This window comes from Acidobacteriota bacterium, from assembly GCA_022340665.1.
Classification (GTDB): Bacteria; Acidobacteriota; Thermoanaerobaculia; order Thermoanaerobaculales; family Sulfomarinibacteraceae; genus Sulfomarinibacter.
In genome coordinates, this window is sequence record JAJDNM010000132.1 from 1 (window position 1) to 16,056 (window position 16,056).

A 16,056-nucleotide genomic window follows, 5' to 3' on the forward strand; every position below is an offset into this window, starting at 1 on the left:
GATGGCCCAGTTCCGGACGATGATGACCGTCGCCGCCTGTCACATTCCCGAGCCCGAGAACACCGAGCTCGACGCCCAATGGCGGCGGCCGGCAAGAATATTGAGCTGGACTGCTGGGCTCGCCGCCTGTGCGATCCGCCACCTCGAAGGCCTGGGCCCGGTGGCACCACGCGACGATCTCGGCTATGCGGCGAACTTCCTCTATCAGGCGACAGGTCGCGAACCGACGAAAGCCGAGGCCGACGCGTTCGAGGCGAGCCTGGTCGTGCAGGCCGAGCACGGATTGCACGCCGCTGCCTTGGCCGCTCTGGTCGTCATCTCGACCGGCGCCGATCTCGGCTCGGCGGTTCTGGCCGGGATGGGCGCACTGTCGGGTGCCCGCCACGGCGGCGCCAACCAGCTCGCCTTCGAAATGCTGGATGCACTGGACGGACCCGAGCACGCCCGATCCTGGACACGAGAGGCGATCGCTCGCGGCCATCGATTCCCCGGTTACGGCCACCGCGTCTACAAGTGCCCCGATCCGAGGGTTCGCGCCCTCGAACCGTATGTCAAGGCTCTGCTCGAGGCGGGCAACATCCAGCAGCTCTGGCACACCTACCTGGCGGTGCGGGAGGAGATCGAGGGCGCCCTGGGCGCGAAGGGGGTTTACGCCAATGTCGACAGCATCACCGGCCTCCTCTACCAACCGATGGGCCTGCCGGTGAGCGCCTTCCCGATCCCGTTCTGTCTGGCAATCCAGACCGGCTGGATGGCGCACTGCCTCGAGTACCTGCCCAATGGCAAGGTCATCGCACCGGGGGCGATTTACGTCGGCTGAGGTTTGAGTTCTCAGTTTTGAGTTTTGAGTTCCCACCCACCCTCCAGTTTTCTTGGAGTGTGGGTGGAAAATGCGAAATCGGAAAGAGCGCCCAACCACACCTGTCATCCTGAGCGAGGCGGCAGAGCCGCCGAGTCGAAGGATCTGTGGGCAATGCAGCATGACCCTCCTGCCTTGTCCACAGATTCCTCCGCTCGGTCGCTCCCGGCTTCGCCTCCGGCTACGCCGTGACAAGTCGCTCCCTCGGTCGGAATGACAAAGGAGGAGTCTTTCGTCCGCCTGGTCAGGATGAACGGGTACCGGGAGGGCGGGTGGAAAATTCGAAATTCGAATTTCGAAATCCGAAATGCGGGAAGGGTGGGCGGGAATTCCGAATTCCTCATTCCTAATTCCGAAATGCGGGGCGGGCGGGTCGGAATTCCTAATTCCTAATTCCTAATTCCTAATTCCTATTTCGTCTTCTGTCTTTTGAACATCTCGCCGAGCTCGAGGAGCAGCTTCGACACACCGGCCTGGTTCGCGAATGCCTTGATTTCTTCCGCAGATTCGCCTGCTTCCCGAAGCGTCCGCACGTCATCCGTGAAGACGAAGAACTGCTCGACCGGCTGGAGGCCCAGCGGCTCGCTCTTTTCCGCATACCAGCCGGTCGCCTCGAGCTCGTTCCACACCGGGGAATCGCGGTCGACGTCACCCTTGAGGATGCCCTGGGCAAGGTCCATGATCTCGCGATGCAAGACCCGAAGCACTGCGCCGTCGTCCTGACTCTCGATGGCCCGCCGCACTTCCAGCGAGGACTCGTCCCCGGCGGCCGAGTCACCCGCCTCCTCGCCGGGCTTCGCGTCCATCGCCGATCGATGGAACACGTCCGATGGCCCTTCGGTGACAACGTCGTCCGCTCCGAGCTCATCGGGCTCGTCGCCCGGGGCTCCACTGTCTTCGGCCGGCTCGGCTTCTTCTCCCGCCGGCGCCCCTTCCACCTCGGCCTCGGCCGTCTTCTTCGGTTTGGAGATGGCCCGCCGGAACTCCAGGTGATATTCGAGCAGGTTATCCAGGTCCTCTTCGTTCAGGGGGACGGCCGCTGCGAGCTTCAGGCGCAGAATCTCGAGCTGCCGAAACCTGTCGGCGAGAGAAATCCCCTCCGGAGCGATCCCTTCGAGGAGTTTTGCGAGATTTTGGTTGAAGTCGATGATGTCGGCGAGATCGTCGAGGGTGGCGAAGGAGATGAGCTCCTGGTACTCCCGATCGAAGCGATCGATCTCGGCCTCGCGCTCCTTTCGCGCGACCATGCGCTCGAACACCGCCGACGAACAGCCCTCCAGGTACCAGGACTCGCCGGTCGCCTTTTCGAGGCCGCGGCAGATGATCTTTCTCGCTGTGACCAGGATCTCGACCATCAACTGGTAGGCTTCGAGGTTGAATTCGCCGCCGTAGATCGCCATCGTAAGAGACGATTGTACCCCGGGTACCCTCAGCCTTCGCGGTGCCAATCGACGTCGATGACGTCAGGCACGGCGGTTTCGCTCCTCCGGGAGAGCCGGGTCGTGATGGCCTTCCTCACCAGGGCCCGTCCGGGCGGCAGCAGAAGAAAGAACCCCAGAGCATCCGTGATCAGGCCGGGTGTCAGCAGAACGGCGCCCGCGATGAGAATCAGCAGTCCATCAACCAGCGAGCCGGTCGGCATGCGTCCCTGGTTCAAATCCTCCGTGATGCGGCGCAGGACGCCGAGTCCCTGCGAACGGGCGAGCCACGCCCCCAGGACGCCTGTACAGATCACGATGAGCACGGTTGGTCCGATGCCGATGATGGTGCCGAGCTTGACGAGCAGGAAGAGCTCGATCAACGGCACGACGGTGAAGAGCAGGAGAAGGCGCAGGAACATCGGATGAGGATAGCGCACAACAGATCAGAATTAGGAATCAGGAATTAGGAATTAGGAATGCCGCCCACCCACCCCGCATTTCGGATTTGGGATTTCGAAACTCATCGACAGCAGCGATTCGTGGCCGTAGCCGTGGGGATCGTAGGCCCAGCGTAGGCTGGGCCGTAGAGGTCGGGTGGGAGGCTTTACGGCCACTCGCTGATGGCGGGGAGTCACGACGCCCGTAGGGCGTCAGTAATTTCCCGACCGCCCCCCCCGGAGATCGGGAGGGTGGGTGGGAAATTCGCAATTCGCAATTCGAAATTTCCTCGCTGGTCAGTCGCCGTCCGGGGGGGCTTCCTTGCGAGTGAGCGGAATCCGGATCGGAACCGCAAACTTGATTTGAATCTCGGCGACGATCAGCCAGTGGTTGCGTTGCGACCGGGCCGCCCCGATCTCGAAAGCCAACGCGCCGACACCGATCCCGGTTTCGGTTCCGAAGGAGAGTCCCCGGTGTATCCCGTGGTCCTCGTCGTCCCAACGTCGATACCGGAGGTATTTTCCGTGAAATCCCGTCTGCTTCGACGCCACATCGATCGGACGCACGCCACCCCAACCGACGGTAACGATTCTCGAATCCAGTCCGAATCCCCACTCCTCGCCGTAGCCGCCGTACAACGAGAAATGCTTGCCGTCGGTGAACGAGAGGTAGGCGTGTCCCTGCGCCGAAATCCACCCCGGAAGGCCGAATGACGCGCCGAAGCTGGGATAGATTCCGAAAGCGGGTCTCCGGTCACCGTGCTCCTCCGGCTCCTGACCGAGAGTCTCGAGCAGGTCGGCGTGCCACAGGTCGACGTCGATCGTGTCGCTCGTCTGGGCGTCGAGCGGCAACGCCACCGCCGCAAGCGCCAATGCCGCGAACAGCCGCAGAAGCGAGCTCACCAGGTCACGCTCCAGGCATCGAGGAACTTCTGCCTGTCGCCGAGCTCGTCTTTCATCCTCGAAATGTCCGCCGGTCCGAGGCGAACCACCAGCTCAGGTACGATCGCGTTTCCATTCCCGTCTCCACAATCCACCTCGACGTCGTGAGACTCGGTCAGATCGGAGAGGACCTCGGTCAGCTCTCGATTGAAGTCCCGATCGAGCACTGCCACGCCGGCTTCGGTGTTGTAGTAGGTCGAACGAATGTTGAAATTTGACGAGTGGACGATCGACAGCTCATCGTCGACCAGGGCCAGTTTCCCGTGCAGGGCGATCGGCGGCATCAACTCCGACTGGCAGCCGGCGTCCTTGATCTGCCGAAGTAACTCCTCGTTACCTCTCCACGACCAGATCTCGGCACCGGCTTCGGCGAGCCGGATCAGGGTCGGGTACCCGGCGAGCAGGAACGGTCCCGGCCTCAGCGCCGCTTCTCGCCCATTGGTGAAGAGCCTCACCTCGACGCCTCGATCCACCGCTCCAACCAGCGCGTCGGTCAGCGAAGAGTCGAAGTTTGGGAACGGGGTCATCAGGTCGATACGCTTCTCGGCCACTCCGGCAAGCTCGATCAGCAGGTCGGTGGTCGCTGCGCGCCGCCTCAACAGAGGGTTGTCGTTGAGGACCGCCACCGGCACTGATCCCTGAGGCTCGTGCCGGACGGGAAAATACTCGTCGGTCATGTATTTTTCGAGTGGGCTGTGGCCATTCGGAAAGCGCCCGGTCCGCCAGAAGGCTTTGAGCTCCTCGAGCAGCATCTCCTGCGGCAACAAGAACCTCCCCGCCTTGCGGTTGAACTCGGTCAACTCCCACGATTTGAGGAAGATCATCTGCAGGTCATCGACGGCGTGGCCCTTCACCTCGACTCCGAGGTCGAGCCACCAGTGATCGAAGTCGTAGTAATCGTCGGAAAGGTTTCGCCCGCTCACGATCGCGGTGCGCCCGTCGGCGACAAAGATCTTGTCGTGCATTCGGCCGTCGTAAAGCGGAGTCAAACCCCAGGTGGAGCGGTTGTAACCGCGAACCCGGGCTCCGTGCTTCTCGAGCGACGCGAACATCCTGCTGAACAGAAATAACGACGAGGCGTCGGCCAACACCCTGATCTTGAGGTCGACTCCCTCGGCCCTTCGCCGATCAATGGCATTGATCAGGATGTCACGATATTCGTTGCCGGAGACGTCGTTGTGCCAGGAAAACGTGCTGATCAGAAGATGATGTCGGGCGTTCCTCGCGAGATCGATCCGCATCTGCCAGGCGTCCCGCGGATCCACGATCAACTCGACCGAGTTGTCGTATGTCCACCGGGCACGACCGACACGGGTAACCAGGTCCTGAATCGACTCCCCGTCACCTGCAACCACGATCTGGCTGCTCAATATCGGCAGCAGGGCAATCGCAGTAAGGCGTGGCAGATGCCGTTTCCCGTTCATGCGGGACGCAATGTAGCAAATCTGAATTTTGAATTTTGAGTTGTGAGTTGTGAATTCCCACCCACCCTCCCGTTCTCTAGGGGGCGTGGGTGGAAAATGAGGAATTCGGATTTCGGAATTCGGAATTCGGAATTTCCAGCCGCTCGCCCGACGTCAGATATTCGATGTCTGATATTGGATTTTGGATATTGGATTTTGGATGTTGGATGATGGACCCGATTACCAGCATCCAATATCAAAGATCCAACATCTCACATCAAATTCATCTGGGATTTCGTCGCCTGCCGAACGCCTGATCTGCCTGCGATTGCGACAGAGGCATTGACATCCGGGCATCCTCACCCTACATTGTGTTCTAATGTACTTTGAAAAAAAAAGTACTTGATAATTCGAAGCCGCCAAATGGAGGCCTGACAATGCCAGACAACGATCCCATACGCGATATCGAGCGGCGCGCCTGGACGCTCTATTTCGAGGACGGATTGTGGGACATTTTCCTCGGCCTCACCTTCCTCGGCGGTGGATTGCGCTCGCTGACCGACAACCTCTGGTGCTACCTCCTGGTTGCAGCAGGTGTGCTGGTGTTCATCCTGGGCAAGCTGCTGGTCACCGCACCCCGCGTCGGACAGATCAAATACGGCCCTCGAAGGAAGGCACGTCTGAACGCGGTGCGGGTTGCCGGATTGGCCGCGATGATATTCACCGCTGTGATTCTCGTCATGATCGTGGCCGGGGCGGATGTCGACCGGAACGTGGTCGGCTGGATCTTCGTATTCGTCGTCAGCGGGGTCTTCCTCCTGATGGCCTATTTCATGGATTTTAATCGCCTCTACGGCTATACCGTTCTGATCGCCGCCTTCATGGTCATCACCGAGATTCGCGGCGATCCAATGGCTGCCCGGGCGCAGATCGTGGCCGGGCTGGTTCCGCTGACCGTCGGAACGATCCTCTTCGCTCGCTTCCTGCGCGACCACCCCGTAGTGCACCAGAACGCTATCACCGAGGACGGGAACCATGGTCGCACCTGACTCCGGCGAACCACCTCCCCATCCGTTGGCCGAGATCGACCGGACGATCCACTCGCCGGCACGGCTGATGGTGATGACCAATCTCTACGTGGTCGAGAGCGCAGAGTTCATCGCCCTGATGCACCTGACCGGTCTCAGTTGGGGCAATCTGTCCACCCACCTGGCAAAGCTCGACGAGGCGGGCTACGTCGAGACGGAGAAAGGATTTCGCGGTAAGAAACCGTACACCATGATCCGCCTCACCGCAGTCGGGCGGGCGGCTTTTCAGGCTTACAAGAACCAGATCCAGCAGGCGCTCGCTGACCTGCCCGATTGAGCCGCTGTCTCGAAAAGACCGACAGTGTCGAAACGCTGGAATATAATCCGCGATGAACAGTACGGGAAAGAGGAACCGAAGGAGGGGAAACGATGGAAGACGCCACGGATCGTCCGAGCTACGAACCCGAATTGGCCTCGCCGCCGACGCCGTCACCGGCACAGAAGTACAGTGCGGTGCAACGGCTGTGGATGATGTTCACCTCGCCCGGAGATGTTTTCTCCGACATCAGCATCAAACCGACATGGAGACTCGCGATGGTGATCCTGGTCCTACTCGGCGTGGGCGCGCAGGCAATCATCATGCCGCATGTCGACACGGAGGCGACAATCCGCGCCCGCATCGAGCAACAAGGCAGAGAGCTCAGCGAAGCCCAGATGGATACCGCCATCGAGCAGGCCGAGAAGTTCAGCAAGTTCGGCCCGATCATCGGTCTCGTCGTCGCACCCATCGCGTGGGTCATCATGGCGGCCGTGTTCTTCATCATGCTCAAGCTGGTGAGTTCGGACACCGACTACACCAGGACACTGTCGACAACCCTCCACGGTTACTGGCCGGCGACGGTGGTGCAGCTGATTCTGACTGCGATACTCATCCAGCGGGTCGGGAAGGTGCCACAGAACGAGCTCACGAATGTGGTCAAGGCCAACCTCGGGGCGTTCCTGTCGCCCGATTCCCCGGCCTGGTTGACAGCCGCAGCCGGTACCATCAGCGTATTCAACATCTGGGCGGTGATCCTGCTGATCATGGGCTTCGCGGCGGTCGGCAAGATTTCACGTGGAAAAGCCGCAACGGTGGTCCTGGTTCCCTGGGGTGTCTGGATCATAGCCAAGGCCGCGCTCGCAGCAGTGTTCGCATAGGCGGGCAGAGCAATAACCGACCCTTCAAAGGACGGTGCACAAGGTGAATATGAAGAAAATCCTGATCGTGATCGGTGTGCTCGCGGTGCTCGGGGTGGTCGTCTGGGCGAGCCTGCGCGATGCGGGTCCTCGCGGCACCGAGGTCGAGGTGCAGGCGACAGAAAAGCGAACAATCTCGTCGCGCGTCAAGGCGACCGGAGAGATCACGCCGGAGAAGCGGGTCGAGATTTCGGCCAAGGTAGTGGGCGAGATCATCAACCTGCCGGTGGTCGAAGGACAGGAGGTCCACACAGGGCAGCTCCTGCTCGAGATCGAGCGCGATATCTACGAAGCCGCCCGTGACCAGGCGCGAGCGGCCCTCCGCCAGGCCGAGGTATCGGTCCGACGCCAGGAGGTGCAGCTCGCCGACGCGCGCCGCAATTTTCACCGCACCCAGGAGCTGATCGCGGACGGGTTGGTGAGTCAGGAAGCACTCGACGCTGCTCAACTCGCCGTCGATACGGCGACGGTCGAGCTCGAGGCCCAGCAGCACGCCGTTGAACAATATCGATCGGCCCTGCAACGCACCCAGGACGACCTCGCGAGAACCACCATCCGCTCGCCAATGGACGGCACCCTCATCCAGCTCAACGCCGAACAGGGCGAGACGGTAGTGCCCGGCTCGACCAACCTCCCGGGCTCGGTCATCATGACGATCGCCGACATGTCGGTGCTGCTGGCCGAGGTCGACGTCAGCGAGGTGGACGTGGTCAACGTGGCCCTCGAACAGAAGGCCGAGGTCAAGGTCGACGCTCTCGGCACCGAGCATCAGGAGGGACGGGTGGTCGAGATCGCGACCTCCGGCCGGCGAGATCCGGCCCAGGGCACCATTCGCTTCAGGGTCAAGGTTGCCCTCGACGACCCCGATCCGGCGCTGCGCCCGGCGATGACCGCCAAGGTGGACATCCTCACTGCGACCAGCGAGAACGCGATCACCGCGCCGATTCAGGCGGTCGTCAAGAGGACCCTCGACGACGAAGGCGAAGAGCTCGAGGGATCGGCGGCCAAGGGAGTCGAGGAATCCGACGTGGTTTACGTCATCAAGGACAACGAGGCCACCGTTCGCACGGTCGAGACGGGCGTGTCCGACGAGCTTCACGTCGAAATCATCGACGGCCTGACGGAAGGCGAAGAGGTCATTGTCGGCCCCTACCGCACACTCAAGAACCTCCACGCTGGAGACGCCGTCAAGAGAGAAGAAAAGAAGGACGGCAAGGACGAAGGAGATGACGAGGAGTCCGGTGGTGTCGAGGTGCGCGTCGACTGATGCTGATCACGATCTCGGCCCTGCGCAAGATCTACCACATGGGTGAGGTCGAGGTGCGGGCGCTCGACGGGGTTGATCTCGAGGTCGATGCCGGTGAATACCTGGCCATCATGGGGCCGTCCGGCTCCGGCAAATCGACCCTGATGAACCTGATCGGCTGCCTCGACACACCCACCTCGGGCGATTACATCCTCAACCGCCAGCGAGTCTCGGACCTCGACGATGCCGAACTCGCCGAGATCCGAAACCACGAAATCGGCTTCGTGTTCCAGACCTTCAATCTGCTGTCCCGGGCAACGGCCCTCGCCAATGTCGAGCTGCCGCTGATCTACGCCCGGACCTCGGTCAAGGAGCGCCGCCAACGGGCCCAGGAAGCCCTCGAGAAAGTCGGGCTGGGGGATCGCGGCAAACACCAGCCGAACGAGCTGTCCGGAGGCCAACGGCAGCGCGTCGCGGTGGCGCGCGCATTGGTCAACAACCCGTCGATTCTGCTCGCCGACGAACCGACTGGAAACCTCGATTCAAGGACCTCGGCCGAGATCATGGATCTTTTCGACGAGCTCAACAAGGGAGGGAATACTCTGGTGGTGGTAACCCACGAAGAGGACATTGCCGCCCGCGCGCAGCGGATCGTGCGCCTGCTCGACGGCAAGATCGTGGTCGACGAGAAGGTCGGGAACTCGGGAGAGCCGTCGTGATCTGGGACAACCTCCTCATCGCCCTGCAGGCAATCCGCGCCAACAAGATGCGCTCGCTGCTGACAATGCTCGGCATCATCATCGGCGTGGCGGCCGTGATCGCGGTGGTTTCGATCGTGCAGGGGCTCAACTTCGTCATCGCGACCCAGTTCGAAGGGGTCGGCGTCACCTACATCATGGTCTTCCCACGGCAGGATCTGCAAGACCCGGATCTGGCCGGCCGCGAAGTCACCCTGACCTACGAAGATGGCCTCGCGATCATGGAACGCGCGACCGGCCTCGCGTACTTCAATCCAATATTTTTTCGCGGCGAGGTAACGAAGGCCGGAAGCCGACGCTACGCGACGATGTTGCTCGGGGTCGGTCCGTACCACCAGGAGGTGGCGAACCACTGGGTCGATCGGGGGCGGTTCTTCTCCGACCTCGACCTGCAACGTGCGGCGAGGGTCTGTCTGGTCGGCCAGGAAGTGATCGATGAGCTCGAGCTCGAAGAACCGGTTCTCGGCACCGACCTGATCGTCGGTTCCTCGGCCTTCACCATCATCGGCGTCATGGAGTACCAGGGAGAAATGCTGGGCCAGAATCAGGATGATTTTGTCCTCATTCCCATCACCACGGCACGCGATATATATGGAGTCGAGGCCTTCAAGCAGCTCCGATTGGATTTCCAGGCCGAGAGTCCGGAAACCGTCGATCAGGCGCGAGATCAGATGACGGAGATTCTCCGCGAGCGCCACCGGCTTCCGGAAGGCATGAAGAATGACTTCCAAATTCTGCTGCAGGAGGAGCTCCTCGAAACCACCGGGGCAATTCTCGGCACGATCACGTCGGTTGTCGCCGGCATCGTGTCGATCGCACTTCTGGTCGGCGGCATCGGCATCATGAACATCATGCTGGTATCGGTCACCGAGCGCACGCGGGAGATCGGAGTGCGCAAGGCAGTCGGTGCCCGCAAATCAGACATTCTGGTGCAGTTCCTGATCGAGGCTGTGACCATTTCGCTCTTCGGCGGGTTCATCGGCGTGCTCGCCGGCTGGGGGCTCGGGATCCTCGGGGCCAAGGCGATACCGGGCTTTCCGCCGGCCCACGTGCCCCTGTGGGCAGTCGCCCTCGGCTTCGGATTCGCGGCGCTGGTCGGCATCTTCTTCGGCACCTACCCGGCCGCGAAGGCCTCGGCCCTCGACCCGATCGAGGCGCTCCGCTATGAATGAGGAAAGCTGTCAGCAGTCAGCTCCCCAGCCCACCCGAGAGCGCTCAGTGGCATCGACGACACAGGTACCACTTTCACAATTGTTGCGCCGCGAGGGAGGCCTGATCCGGCAGGCACTGGCTGAGCAACAATTGTGAAGGTGGTACCCTGCACATCACTGCGAGAGGCGCCTCTCACCGAGCTTCAATTCAATACGTAAATCGTCCCACGATCTTTTTCAGCTCCTCGGCCATTCTCGCCAACTCGTCGCCGCGCTCGTGCGATGACGTGGAGGCAACCGCCGTCTGCTGCACGGCGGCCGCAATGCCTGCGATGCGCTCCGCAATCTCGCTCGATCCGGTGGCTGCCTCGGTCACGCTGTGAGCGATCTCTGCGGTGGTGGCCGTCTGCTCCTCGACACCGCTCGCGATCGTCGTCTGAATATCGTGGATCTTGCGAATGATCCCCGAGATCTCCTCGGTTGCGTCCACCGCAACCTTGGTGTGGTTGCTGATGACCTCGGCGGTCGAGCTGATCTCTTCGGTCGCCTGCGCCGTCTGATTGGCCAGTTTTTTGACCTCATCCGCGACCACTGCAAAGCCCTTACCGGCCTCACCCGCGCGGGCCGCCTCGATGGTGGCGTTGAGCGCGAGAAGGTTGGTCTGCTCGGCGATGGCGTAGATTACCTTGACCATGTCACCGATGGTCGTGCCGCTTTCATCGAGGCGGTCGAAGGTCGCCTTCGTCTCATCGGCGATCTCTACTGCCCGGGTTGCGACCTGAGCCGCCTCGGACGCGTTGGCCGCGATCTCCCGGGTGTTTGCGTTGAGCTCCTCGGTCGCCGTCGCCACGCTCTGGACGTTGGCAGACACCTGCTCGGCCGCGGCCGATACCATGCTCGCCTGGGTCGATGTTTCCTCGTTGGCCGACGCGATTTGCTGGGACAGGTTCCTCATCTCGTCGGATGAGCTCGACAGCAAACCCGCCTGAACGGCGAGCTGCTGGATGTCCTTCTGGATACCGCCGGCGAAGACATTGAAACTCTCGCCCAATTGGCTGAGCTCATCCGCGCCGGTGATCTCGACCCTGCGCGTGAGATCCGCATCTCCCTCTGCGATGTCCTGGAACCGGTCGAGCAGCTTGCGGATCGGTCGCGTGATGATCCGCCGCGCGATCCAGACAATGAACCCGCTGATGCCGAGGATCGTCAGCAGGACAGCCAGGCCCGCCTTGAGTGCGCTCTGGCGAACCGGCCCGGAAATGACTTCGTCCGGCACGACAAGACCGAGGGTCCAGTCGATATACGGCGATTCAGACTTGACCGGCGCCATCAGGATGAAGACGTCCTCGCCCTTCCAGGTGGCCCTGCTGCGGCTCCGGTCTCCCGAGAGGAGCCGGCTGCTGAGGTCCGAGAAGCCGACGGTGTCCGGCACCAGCCCGTCAAGGTCTTTCAAGGTGGCTTCGATTTCAATATCTGCATCGGTGAAGTAGATGATTTCGCCCCGTTGATCGACCAGAAAAGCTGAGCCGGTGCCCGCGTATCGAACCTGTTCGACGAGTCCCGCGACAGTCGTCAGCAGGACATCCGCGCCGCCAACACCAAGAAGGGTGCCGTTCTGCAGGTACACCGTCGTCTGGATGACGACAGCCACCTCCCGTGTCAGAAGGTCGACCGTCGGCGAGGCAAGGTACAGCTTGTCCTCGCCGACTGCCTCGTGCCACCAGGGACGATTCTTGACGAGGTACCCCTCCTCCTCCACCCGACCCTCCGGCATTTCGGGAATCCGGTTGGAGAAGTAGTCCTGGGTGTCCTCGTCGGCGAAAAAGACGGCTTTGACGGACGGGTCCTTCCCCACCAAGGCGTCGAAGTAGTCGATGATCGCTTCATAGTCCGGATCGCCGAACACCGGTGCGCGGTGTTCGGTGTAGCGTTCGAAATAATCGAGAATCGAGGGGTTGGAGAAGACGGCGTCGACCATCCTACCCCTGGTGGTGAAGAACGTCTCGATCTCCTGCGCCGTGCCCCCGACCACCTGTTCGACTTCAGTGTAGGTCTTCTGGCGCGTGATGTCGGCGTATTCGATCACGGTCACGACTCCGAGTATCGCCAGCGCGAGCGCAATCGAACCTCCGACGAACACAATTAATTTCTGCTGGATGTTGAGATGCATGCTCTGAAACCCCCCTCAAAGCGCCCTGCGAGTCCTCAATAAAAGTGTACCGCACAGGTCATCAGGGCGTGTGCAGCCGATCATCGGGCGGGCGGCAATTCCGAAATCCGAAATCCGAAATCCCTAATGGGTGAATGGATGGGGTGCATACAGCTGCTATTCTGGATGTCAGGGCAAATCGGGGCCGCATCGAGCGACCCACGGCGCCTTATCGTGGAGTGCATGCATGGGTGGTATGGACGCGATCATCGCCGAGTTCCTTGCCGAGAGCGTCGAAAACCTCGACCAGATCGACAAGGATTTGGTGAACCTCGAGAAAAACCCATCGGATCGGGAGACGTACGGGCGGATCTTTCGCACCATTCACACGATCAAGGGCACCTGCGGATTCCTCGCCTTCGGAACCCTTGAATCGGTCACCCACGTGGGCGAATCCCTGCTTGGTAGCCTTCGCGACGCAGAGATCGAGCTGACGCCCGAAATCACCACCGATCTGCTGGCGATGATCGACGCCGTGCGAGCGATCCTCGCCAACATCGATGCGACGGGCAGCGAAGGCGACGAGGATTACAGCCTCCTGATCGGCCGCCTCGAGAGCCACGACCGGACAGCCGAGGAACAAGAATCACGGCCGGAAACCGGCGCGAAAAAGTCCGCAAAACCCAGGACTGGCGGCAAGAAGCCGGCCGCGGCCGCGAAGGCGAAAAAGAAGACTACGACTCAGAAATCCGGATCGACCAAGAAGAAACCCGCGGCATCAACCGAAGCTGAATCGGTCTCGAAAACCGGCACGGACGATCCGGAAGCAGATCGGGAGGAGCTCGAGCTGACTTCGACGCCGACCATGGCCGAGAGCAATATCCGCGTCGACGTGCGGGTCCTCGACCACCTCATGAATCTGGTCGGCGAGCTCGTGCTCGCCCGAAATCAGCTCGTCCAGCACCCCACCGCATCGGCGGATCCCAACCTCGCCTCTTCCTCGCAGCGGCTCGATCGCGTCACCAGCGAACTCCAGGAAGCGGTGATGCGCACCCGCATGCAGCCGATCAGCTCCATCTGGCGCAAGCTGCCTCGTTTCACCCGCGACCTCGCCATGAGCTTCGGAAAACAGGTGGAAATCACGATGGAGGGCGAGGAGACCGACCTCGACAAGAGCGTCATCGAGGCGATCAAGGGATCCCTCCTCCACCTCGTCCGCAATTCGATCGACCACGGAATCGAAAGTCCGGAGACGCGCGAGTACCTCGGCAAACCACCCGCGGGGAATCTGCGGCTGCGCGCTCACCACGAGGGCGGAAATGTCGTCATCGAGGTGCGTGATGACGGTGGCGGCCTCGATCACGAAGGAATCCTCGCCCGCGCGGTGACGGCCGGCCTGGTGACTGAAGAGGAGGGTGGCAGGCTCAGCCAGCCGGAGATTGAATCCCTCATCTTTCGACCTGGCTTTTCAACCGCCTCCGAGGTCACCAACGTCTCGGGGCGCGGAGTCGGGCTCGACGTCGTTCGCGCAAATGTCGAGAGCATGGGCGGAACCATCGAGATTCAGAGTGAAACCGGCAAGTCGACGACCTTCAGGCTCAAGATTCCGCTGACGCTCGCCATCGTCTCGGTGCTCCTGGTCCGCTCGGGTCGACATCAGATCGCAATTCCACAGGCAAGCGTGATCGAGCTCATCCGTCTCGATGAGCGCGGAGAAGATCCGGGTATCGAGGATCTCGGCGGCGTCCCGGTCTATCGCCTGCGAGGCAATCTCCTCCCGTTGGTATTCCTCGACCGGGAGCTCGGCGTCGGAACACGTGACGAGGACGAACGAAACGCAAATATCATCGTCCTCCAGGGCGACGACCGTCAGTTCGGGCTGGTGGTGAACGGCGTCAAGGATTCCCAGGAAATCGTGGTCAAGCCTCTCGGAAACCTGCTATCCGGGCTCCCCTTTGCCGGCGCCACGATCCTCGGAAACGGAAGAATCGCACTCATCCTGGACATCTTCCGCCTCGGACTGGCCGCAGGCGTGGTTTCTGAAACCCGCGCCCACACAACGTCTACCCTGTTATCCGAGGCTGTCAGAGAAAGGAAGAAGACCGAACGTCTCGTCTTTCTCCACGGCGAAGGCGGTGAACGACTGGCTCTCGATTTCAATCTCGTGAACCGGCTGGAGAACTTCCCACGCGCATCGCTCGAGCAGGTTGGCGATCGGCTGGTCGTCCAGTACGGCGGCGAGATCCTCCAACTCGTCGATATCCAGGGCACTCTGCCTGAGAGGCGTAGCCAGGCGCGGGACAGGTCCATCCGGTTGCTGGACGAGACCGTGCCGGTCGTCGTCTGCACCGTGAAGGGTCGCCATGTCGGGCTGTTGGCTCACCGCATCGTTGACATCGTCGATGAAGACCTCAAGGCACGACAGCCGGGCAGTCGCACCGGAGTCCAGAGCTGCGCGGTCGTCAGAGACCGCATCACTGAAATTCTCGACCTCGAAGCCCTCATACAGCTCTCCGATCCCGAGTTCTTCGAACGACCGAGCGGCCGGGAGTGAAAATGCATCGACAGTTCTGCACCTTTCACGTCGGTGATCTTTTTCTCGGCATCGAGGTCAACAATGTGCAGGAAGTGCTTCGCGGATGTGAGATCACCCCGGTTCCTGCCGCACCGCCGGAAATCCGCGGTCTGATCAACTTGCGCGGCCAGATCGTGCCTGCAATCAATCTGAGAACGCGGTTCGGAATCGAAAAGAGCGCTGATGGACCGTTTACGGTGCTCGTGCTCGACACCGGCACGGAACCCCTCAGCTTCGTGGTCGATCGCGCTGGCGAAGTTGTTGAGGTCGACGAAGAGAGCTTCGAACAGCCGCCGGACACTCTCACTGGGGAGCCGAGGCGTCTCATTCAGGGTGCTCACAAGCTGGAAGACTCGTTGTTGTTGGTGCTCGACCTCGAGCACGCGGTCACAATAAAGATTGACGGCTCCAGAGAGAAGGAAAAGTGAGAACTTTCAGTACGCAACGAACTTGCAGAGTTCGGGAGTGGTCGTGCGGGCGCTGGTGATCGAGGACTCGCGAGCGATGAGATCGATCCTTGGTGAGATCCTCGGTGATGTCGGGTTCGAGTCCGTGATGGCGGCCGACGCCGAAGATGCGCTGGCCGGCCTCGAGGACGACCACGCCTATGATTTTGCGCTGGTGGACTGGAATCTCCCCGGGATGAGCGGGCTCGAACTCGTGCAACAAATCCGCAATCGAGCGGAAATGAACGATATCCGGCTCATGATGGTGACCACCGAAACCGAGCGCGCACGGGTCCAGGAAGCGCTCGATGCGGGCGCGGACGAGTACATCATGAAGCCGTTCGACAAAGAGATGCTCCTGGAGAAGCTGATTCTCCTCGGTATCGAGGTCGGTTGAGCCGCCGC

Annotated in this window: 15 protein-coding genes; 10 read left to right on the top strand and 5 right to left on the bottom strand. The window is 61.3% G+C overall.

Annotated elements, in window-relative coordinates:
- On the top strand, positions 1 to 820 hold an 820-nt coding region (locus LJE93_14520), incomplete at its 5' end, for a citrate/2-methylcitrate synthase (protein ID MCG6950123.1).
- A 449-nt stretch (positions 821 to 1,269) separates the two neighbouring features.
- Here the strand turns inward: LJE93_14520 and LJE93_14525 are convergent.
- The 4 genes from LJE93_14525 to LJE93_14540 form a co-directional block, all read right to left on the bottom strand.
- Complete coding sequence (locus tag LJE93_14525) at positions 1,270 to 2,259, bottom strand: hypothetical protein (protein MCG6950124.1); 990 nt, start codon at positions 2,257 to 2,259, stop codon at positions 1,270 to 1,272.
- A gap of 29 nt (positions 2,260 to 2,288) precedes the next feature.
- Complete coding sequence (locus tag LJE93_14530) at positions 2,289 to 2,699, bottom strand: FxsA family protein (GenBank protein ID MCG6950125.1); 411 nt, start codon at positions 2,697 to 2,699, stop codon at positions 2,289 to 2,291.
- A gap of 315 nt (positions 2,700 to 3,014) precedes the next feature.
- A complete protein-coding gene (locus tag LJE93_14535; protein ID MCG6950126.1) occupies positions 3,015 to 3,620 on the bottom strand; it encodes a hypothetical protein in 606 nt (201 codons plus the stop codon).
- Positions 3,617 to 5,083, bottom strand: a complete 1,467-nt coding sequence (locus LJE93_14540) for a phosphatidylserine/phosphatidylglycerophosphate/cardiolipin synthase family protein (protein MCG6950127.1) — start codon at positions 5,081 to 5,083, stop codon at positions 3,617 to 3,619. Before LJE93_14540 ends, LJE93_14535 begins: the two co-directional genes overlap by 4 nt.
- A gap of 416 nt (positions 5,084 to 5,499) precedes the next feature.
- Here LJE93_14540 and LJE93_14545 point away from each other — a divergent pair, with 416 nt between their 5' ends.
- The 6 genes from LJE93_14545 to LJE93_14570 all read left to right on the top strand — a co-directional run bounded on the left by LJE93_14545 (position 5,500) and on the right by LJE93_14570 (position 10,502).
- Entirely contained in the window at positions 5,500 to 6,111 is a 612-nt protein-coding gene (locus LJE93_14545; GenBank protein ID MCG6950128.1) for a hypothetical protein, read from the top strand.
- Positions 6,098 to 6,427: a transcriptional regulator gene (locus tag LJE93_14550; protein MCG6950129.1), complete on the top strand. Its 330-nt coding sequence runs from the start codon at positions 6,098 to 6,100 to the stop codon at positions 6,425 to 6,427. The genes LJE93_14545 and LJE93_14550 overlap by 14 nt, the downstream gene beginning before the upstream one ends.
- Positions 6,428 to 6,519: 92 nt before the next feature.
- Positions 6,520 to 7,287 (top strand): YIP1 family protein, encoded by a 768-nt coding sequence (locus LJE93_14555; GenBank protein MCG6950130.1) that lies wholly within the window; start codon positions 6,520 to 6,522, stop codon positions 7,285 to 7,287.
- A gap of 49 nt (positions 7,288 to 7,336) precedes the next feature.
- The gene (locus LJE93_14560) at positions 7,337 to 8,593 is read left to right on the top strand and encodes an efflux RND transporter periplasmic adaptor subunit (GenBank protein MCG6950131.1); all 1,257 of its coding nucleotides are present in this window, start codon (positions 7,337 to 7,339) and stop codon (positions 8,591 to 8,593) included.
- 2 nt (positions 8,594 to 8,595) lie between these two features.
- Positions 8,596 to 9,291, top strand: a complete 696-nt coding sequence (locus LJE93_14565; GenBank protein ID MCG6950132.1) for an ABC transporter ATP-binding protein — start codon at positions 8,596 to 8,598, stop codon at positions 9,289 to 9,291.
- Complete coding sequence (locus LJE93_14570; GenBank protein ID MCG6950133.1) at positions 9,288 to 10,502, top strand: ABC transporter permease; 1,215 nt, start codon at positions 9,288 to 9,290, stop codon at positions 10,500 to 10,502. The genes LJE93_14565 and LJE93_14570 overlap by 4 nt, the downstream gene beginning before the upstream one ends.
- Positions 10,503 to 10,689: 187 nt before the next feature.
- Here the strand turns inward: LJE93_14570 and LJE93_14575 are convergent, their stop codons facing one another.
- Complete coding sequence (locus tag LJE93_14575; protein ID MCG6950134.1) at positions 10,690 to 12,651, bottom strand: methyl-accepting chemotaxis protein; 1,962 nt, start codon at positions 12,649 to 12,651, stop codon at positions 10,690 to 10,692.
- A 226-nt stretch (positions 12,652 to 12,877) separates the two neighbouring features.
- Here LJE93_14575 and LJE93_14580 point away from each other — a divergent pair, with 226 nt between their 5' ends.
- The 3 genes from LJE93_14580 to LJE93_14590 are packed head-to-tail and all read left to right on the top strand — an operon-like array spanning position 12,878 to position 16,048.
- Entirely contained in the window at positions 12,878 to 15,184 is a 2,307-nt protein-coding gene (locus tag LJE93_14580) for a chemotaxis protein CheW (GenBank protein MCG6950135.1), read from the top strand.
- Positions 15,185 to 15,186: 2 nt separating this feature from the next.
- Positions 15,187 to 15,633, top strand: coding sequence for a chemotaxis protein CheW (locus LJE93_14585; protein ID MCG6950136.1), 447 nt, complete (start codon positions 15,187 to 15,189; stop codon positions 15,631 to 15,633).
- 22 nt (positions 15,634 to 15,655) lie between these two features.
- Complete coding sequence (locus LJE93_14590; protein MCG6950137.1) at positions 15,656 to 16,048, top strand: response regulator; 393 nt, start codon at positions 15,656 to 15,658, stop codon at positions 16,046 to 16,048.
- Positions 16,049 to 16,056 lie beyond the last annotated feature (8 nt).

Excerpts from the sequence above, each read along its gene's own strand:
- LJE93_14560 (MCG6950131.1), top strand. The coding sequence starts at position 7,337 with ATGAAGAAAATCCTGATCGTGATCGGTGTGCTCGCGGTGCTCGGGGTG.
- LJE93_14555 (MCG6950130.1), top strand. The coding sequence starts at position 6,520 with ATGGAAGACGCCACGGATCGTCCGAGCTACGAACCCGAATTGGCCTCG.
- LJE93_14540 (MCG6950127.1), bottom strand. The coding sequence starts at position 5,083 with ATGAACGGGAAACGGCATCTGCCACGCCTTACTGCGATTGCCCTGCTG.
- LJE93_14585 (MCG6950136.1), top strand. The coding sequence starts at position 15,187 with ATGCATCGACAGTTCTGCACCTTTCACGTCGGTGATCTTTTTCTCGGC.
- LJE93_14550 (MCG6950129.1), top strand. The coding sequence starts at position 6,098 with ATGGTCGCACCTGACTCCGGCGAACCACCTCCCCATCCGTTGGCCGAG.
- LJE93_14575 (MCG6950134.1), bottom strand. The coding sequence starts at position 12,651 with ATGCATCTCAACATCCAGCAGAAATTAATTGTGTTCGTCGGAGGTTCG.
- LJE93_14530 (MCG6950125.1), bottom strand. The coding sequence starts at position 2,699 with ATGTTCCTGCGCCTTCTCCTGCTCTTCACCGTCGTGCCGTTGATCGAG.
- LJE93_14525 (MCG6950124.1), bottom strand. The coding sequence starts at position 2,259 with ATGGCGATCTACGGCGGCGAATTCAACCTCGAAGCCTACCAGTTGATG.
- LJE93_14545 (MCG6950128.1), top strand. The coding sequence starts at position 5,500 with ATGCCAGACAACGATCCCATACGCGATATCGAGCGGCGCGCCTGGACG.
- LJE93_14580 (MCG6950135.1), top strand. The coding sequence starts at position 12,878 with ATGGGTGGTATGGACGCGATCATCGCCGAGTTCCTTGCCGAGAGCGTC.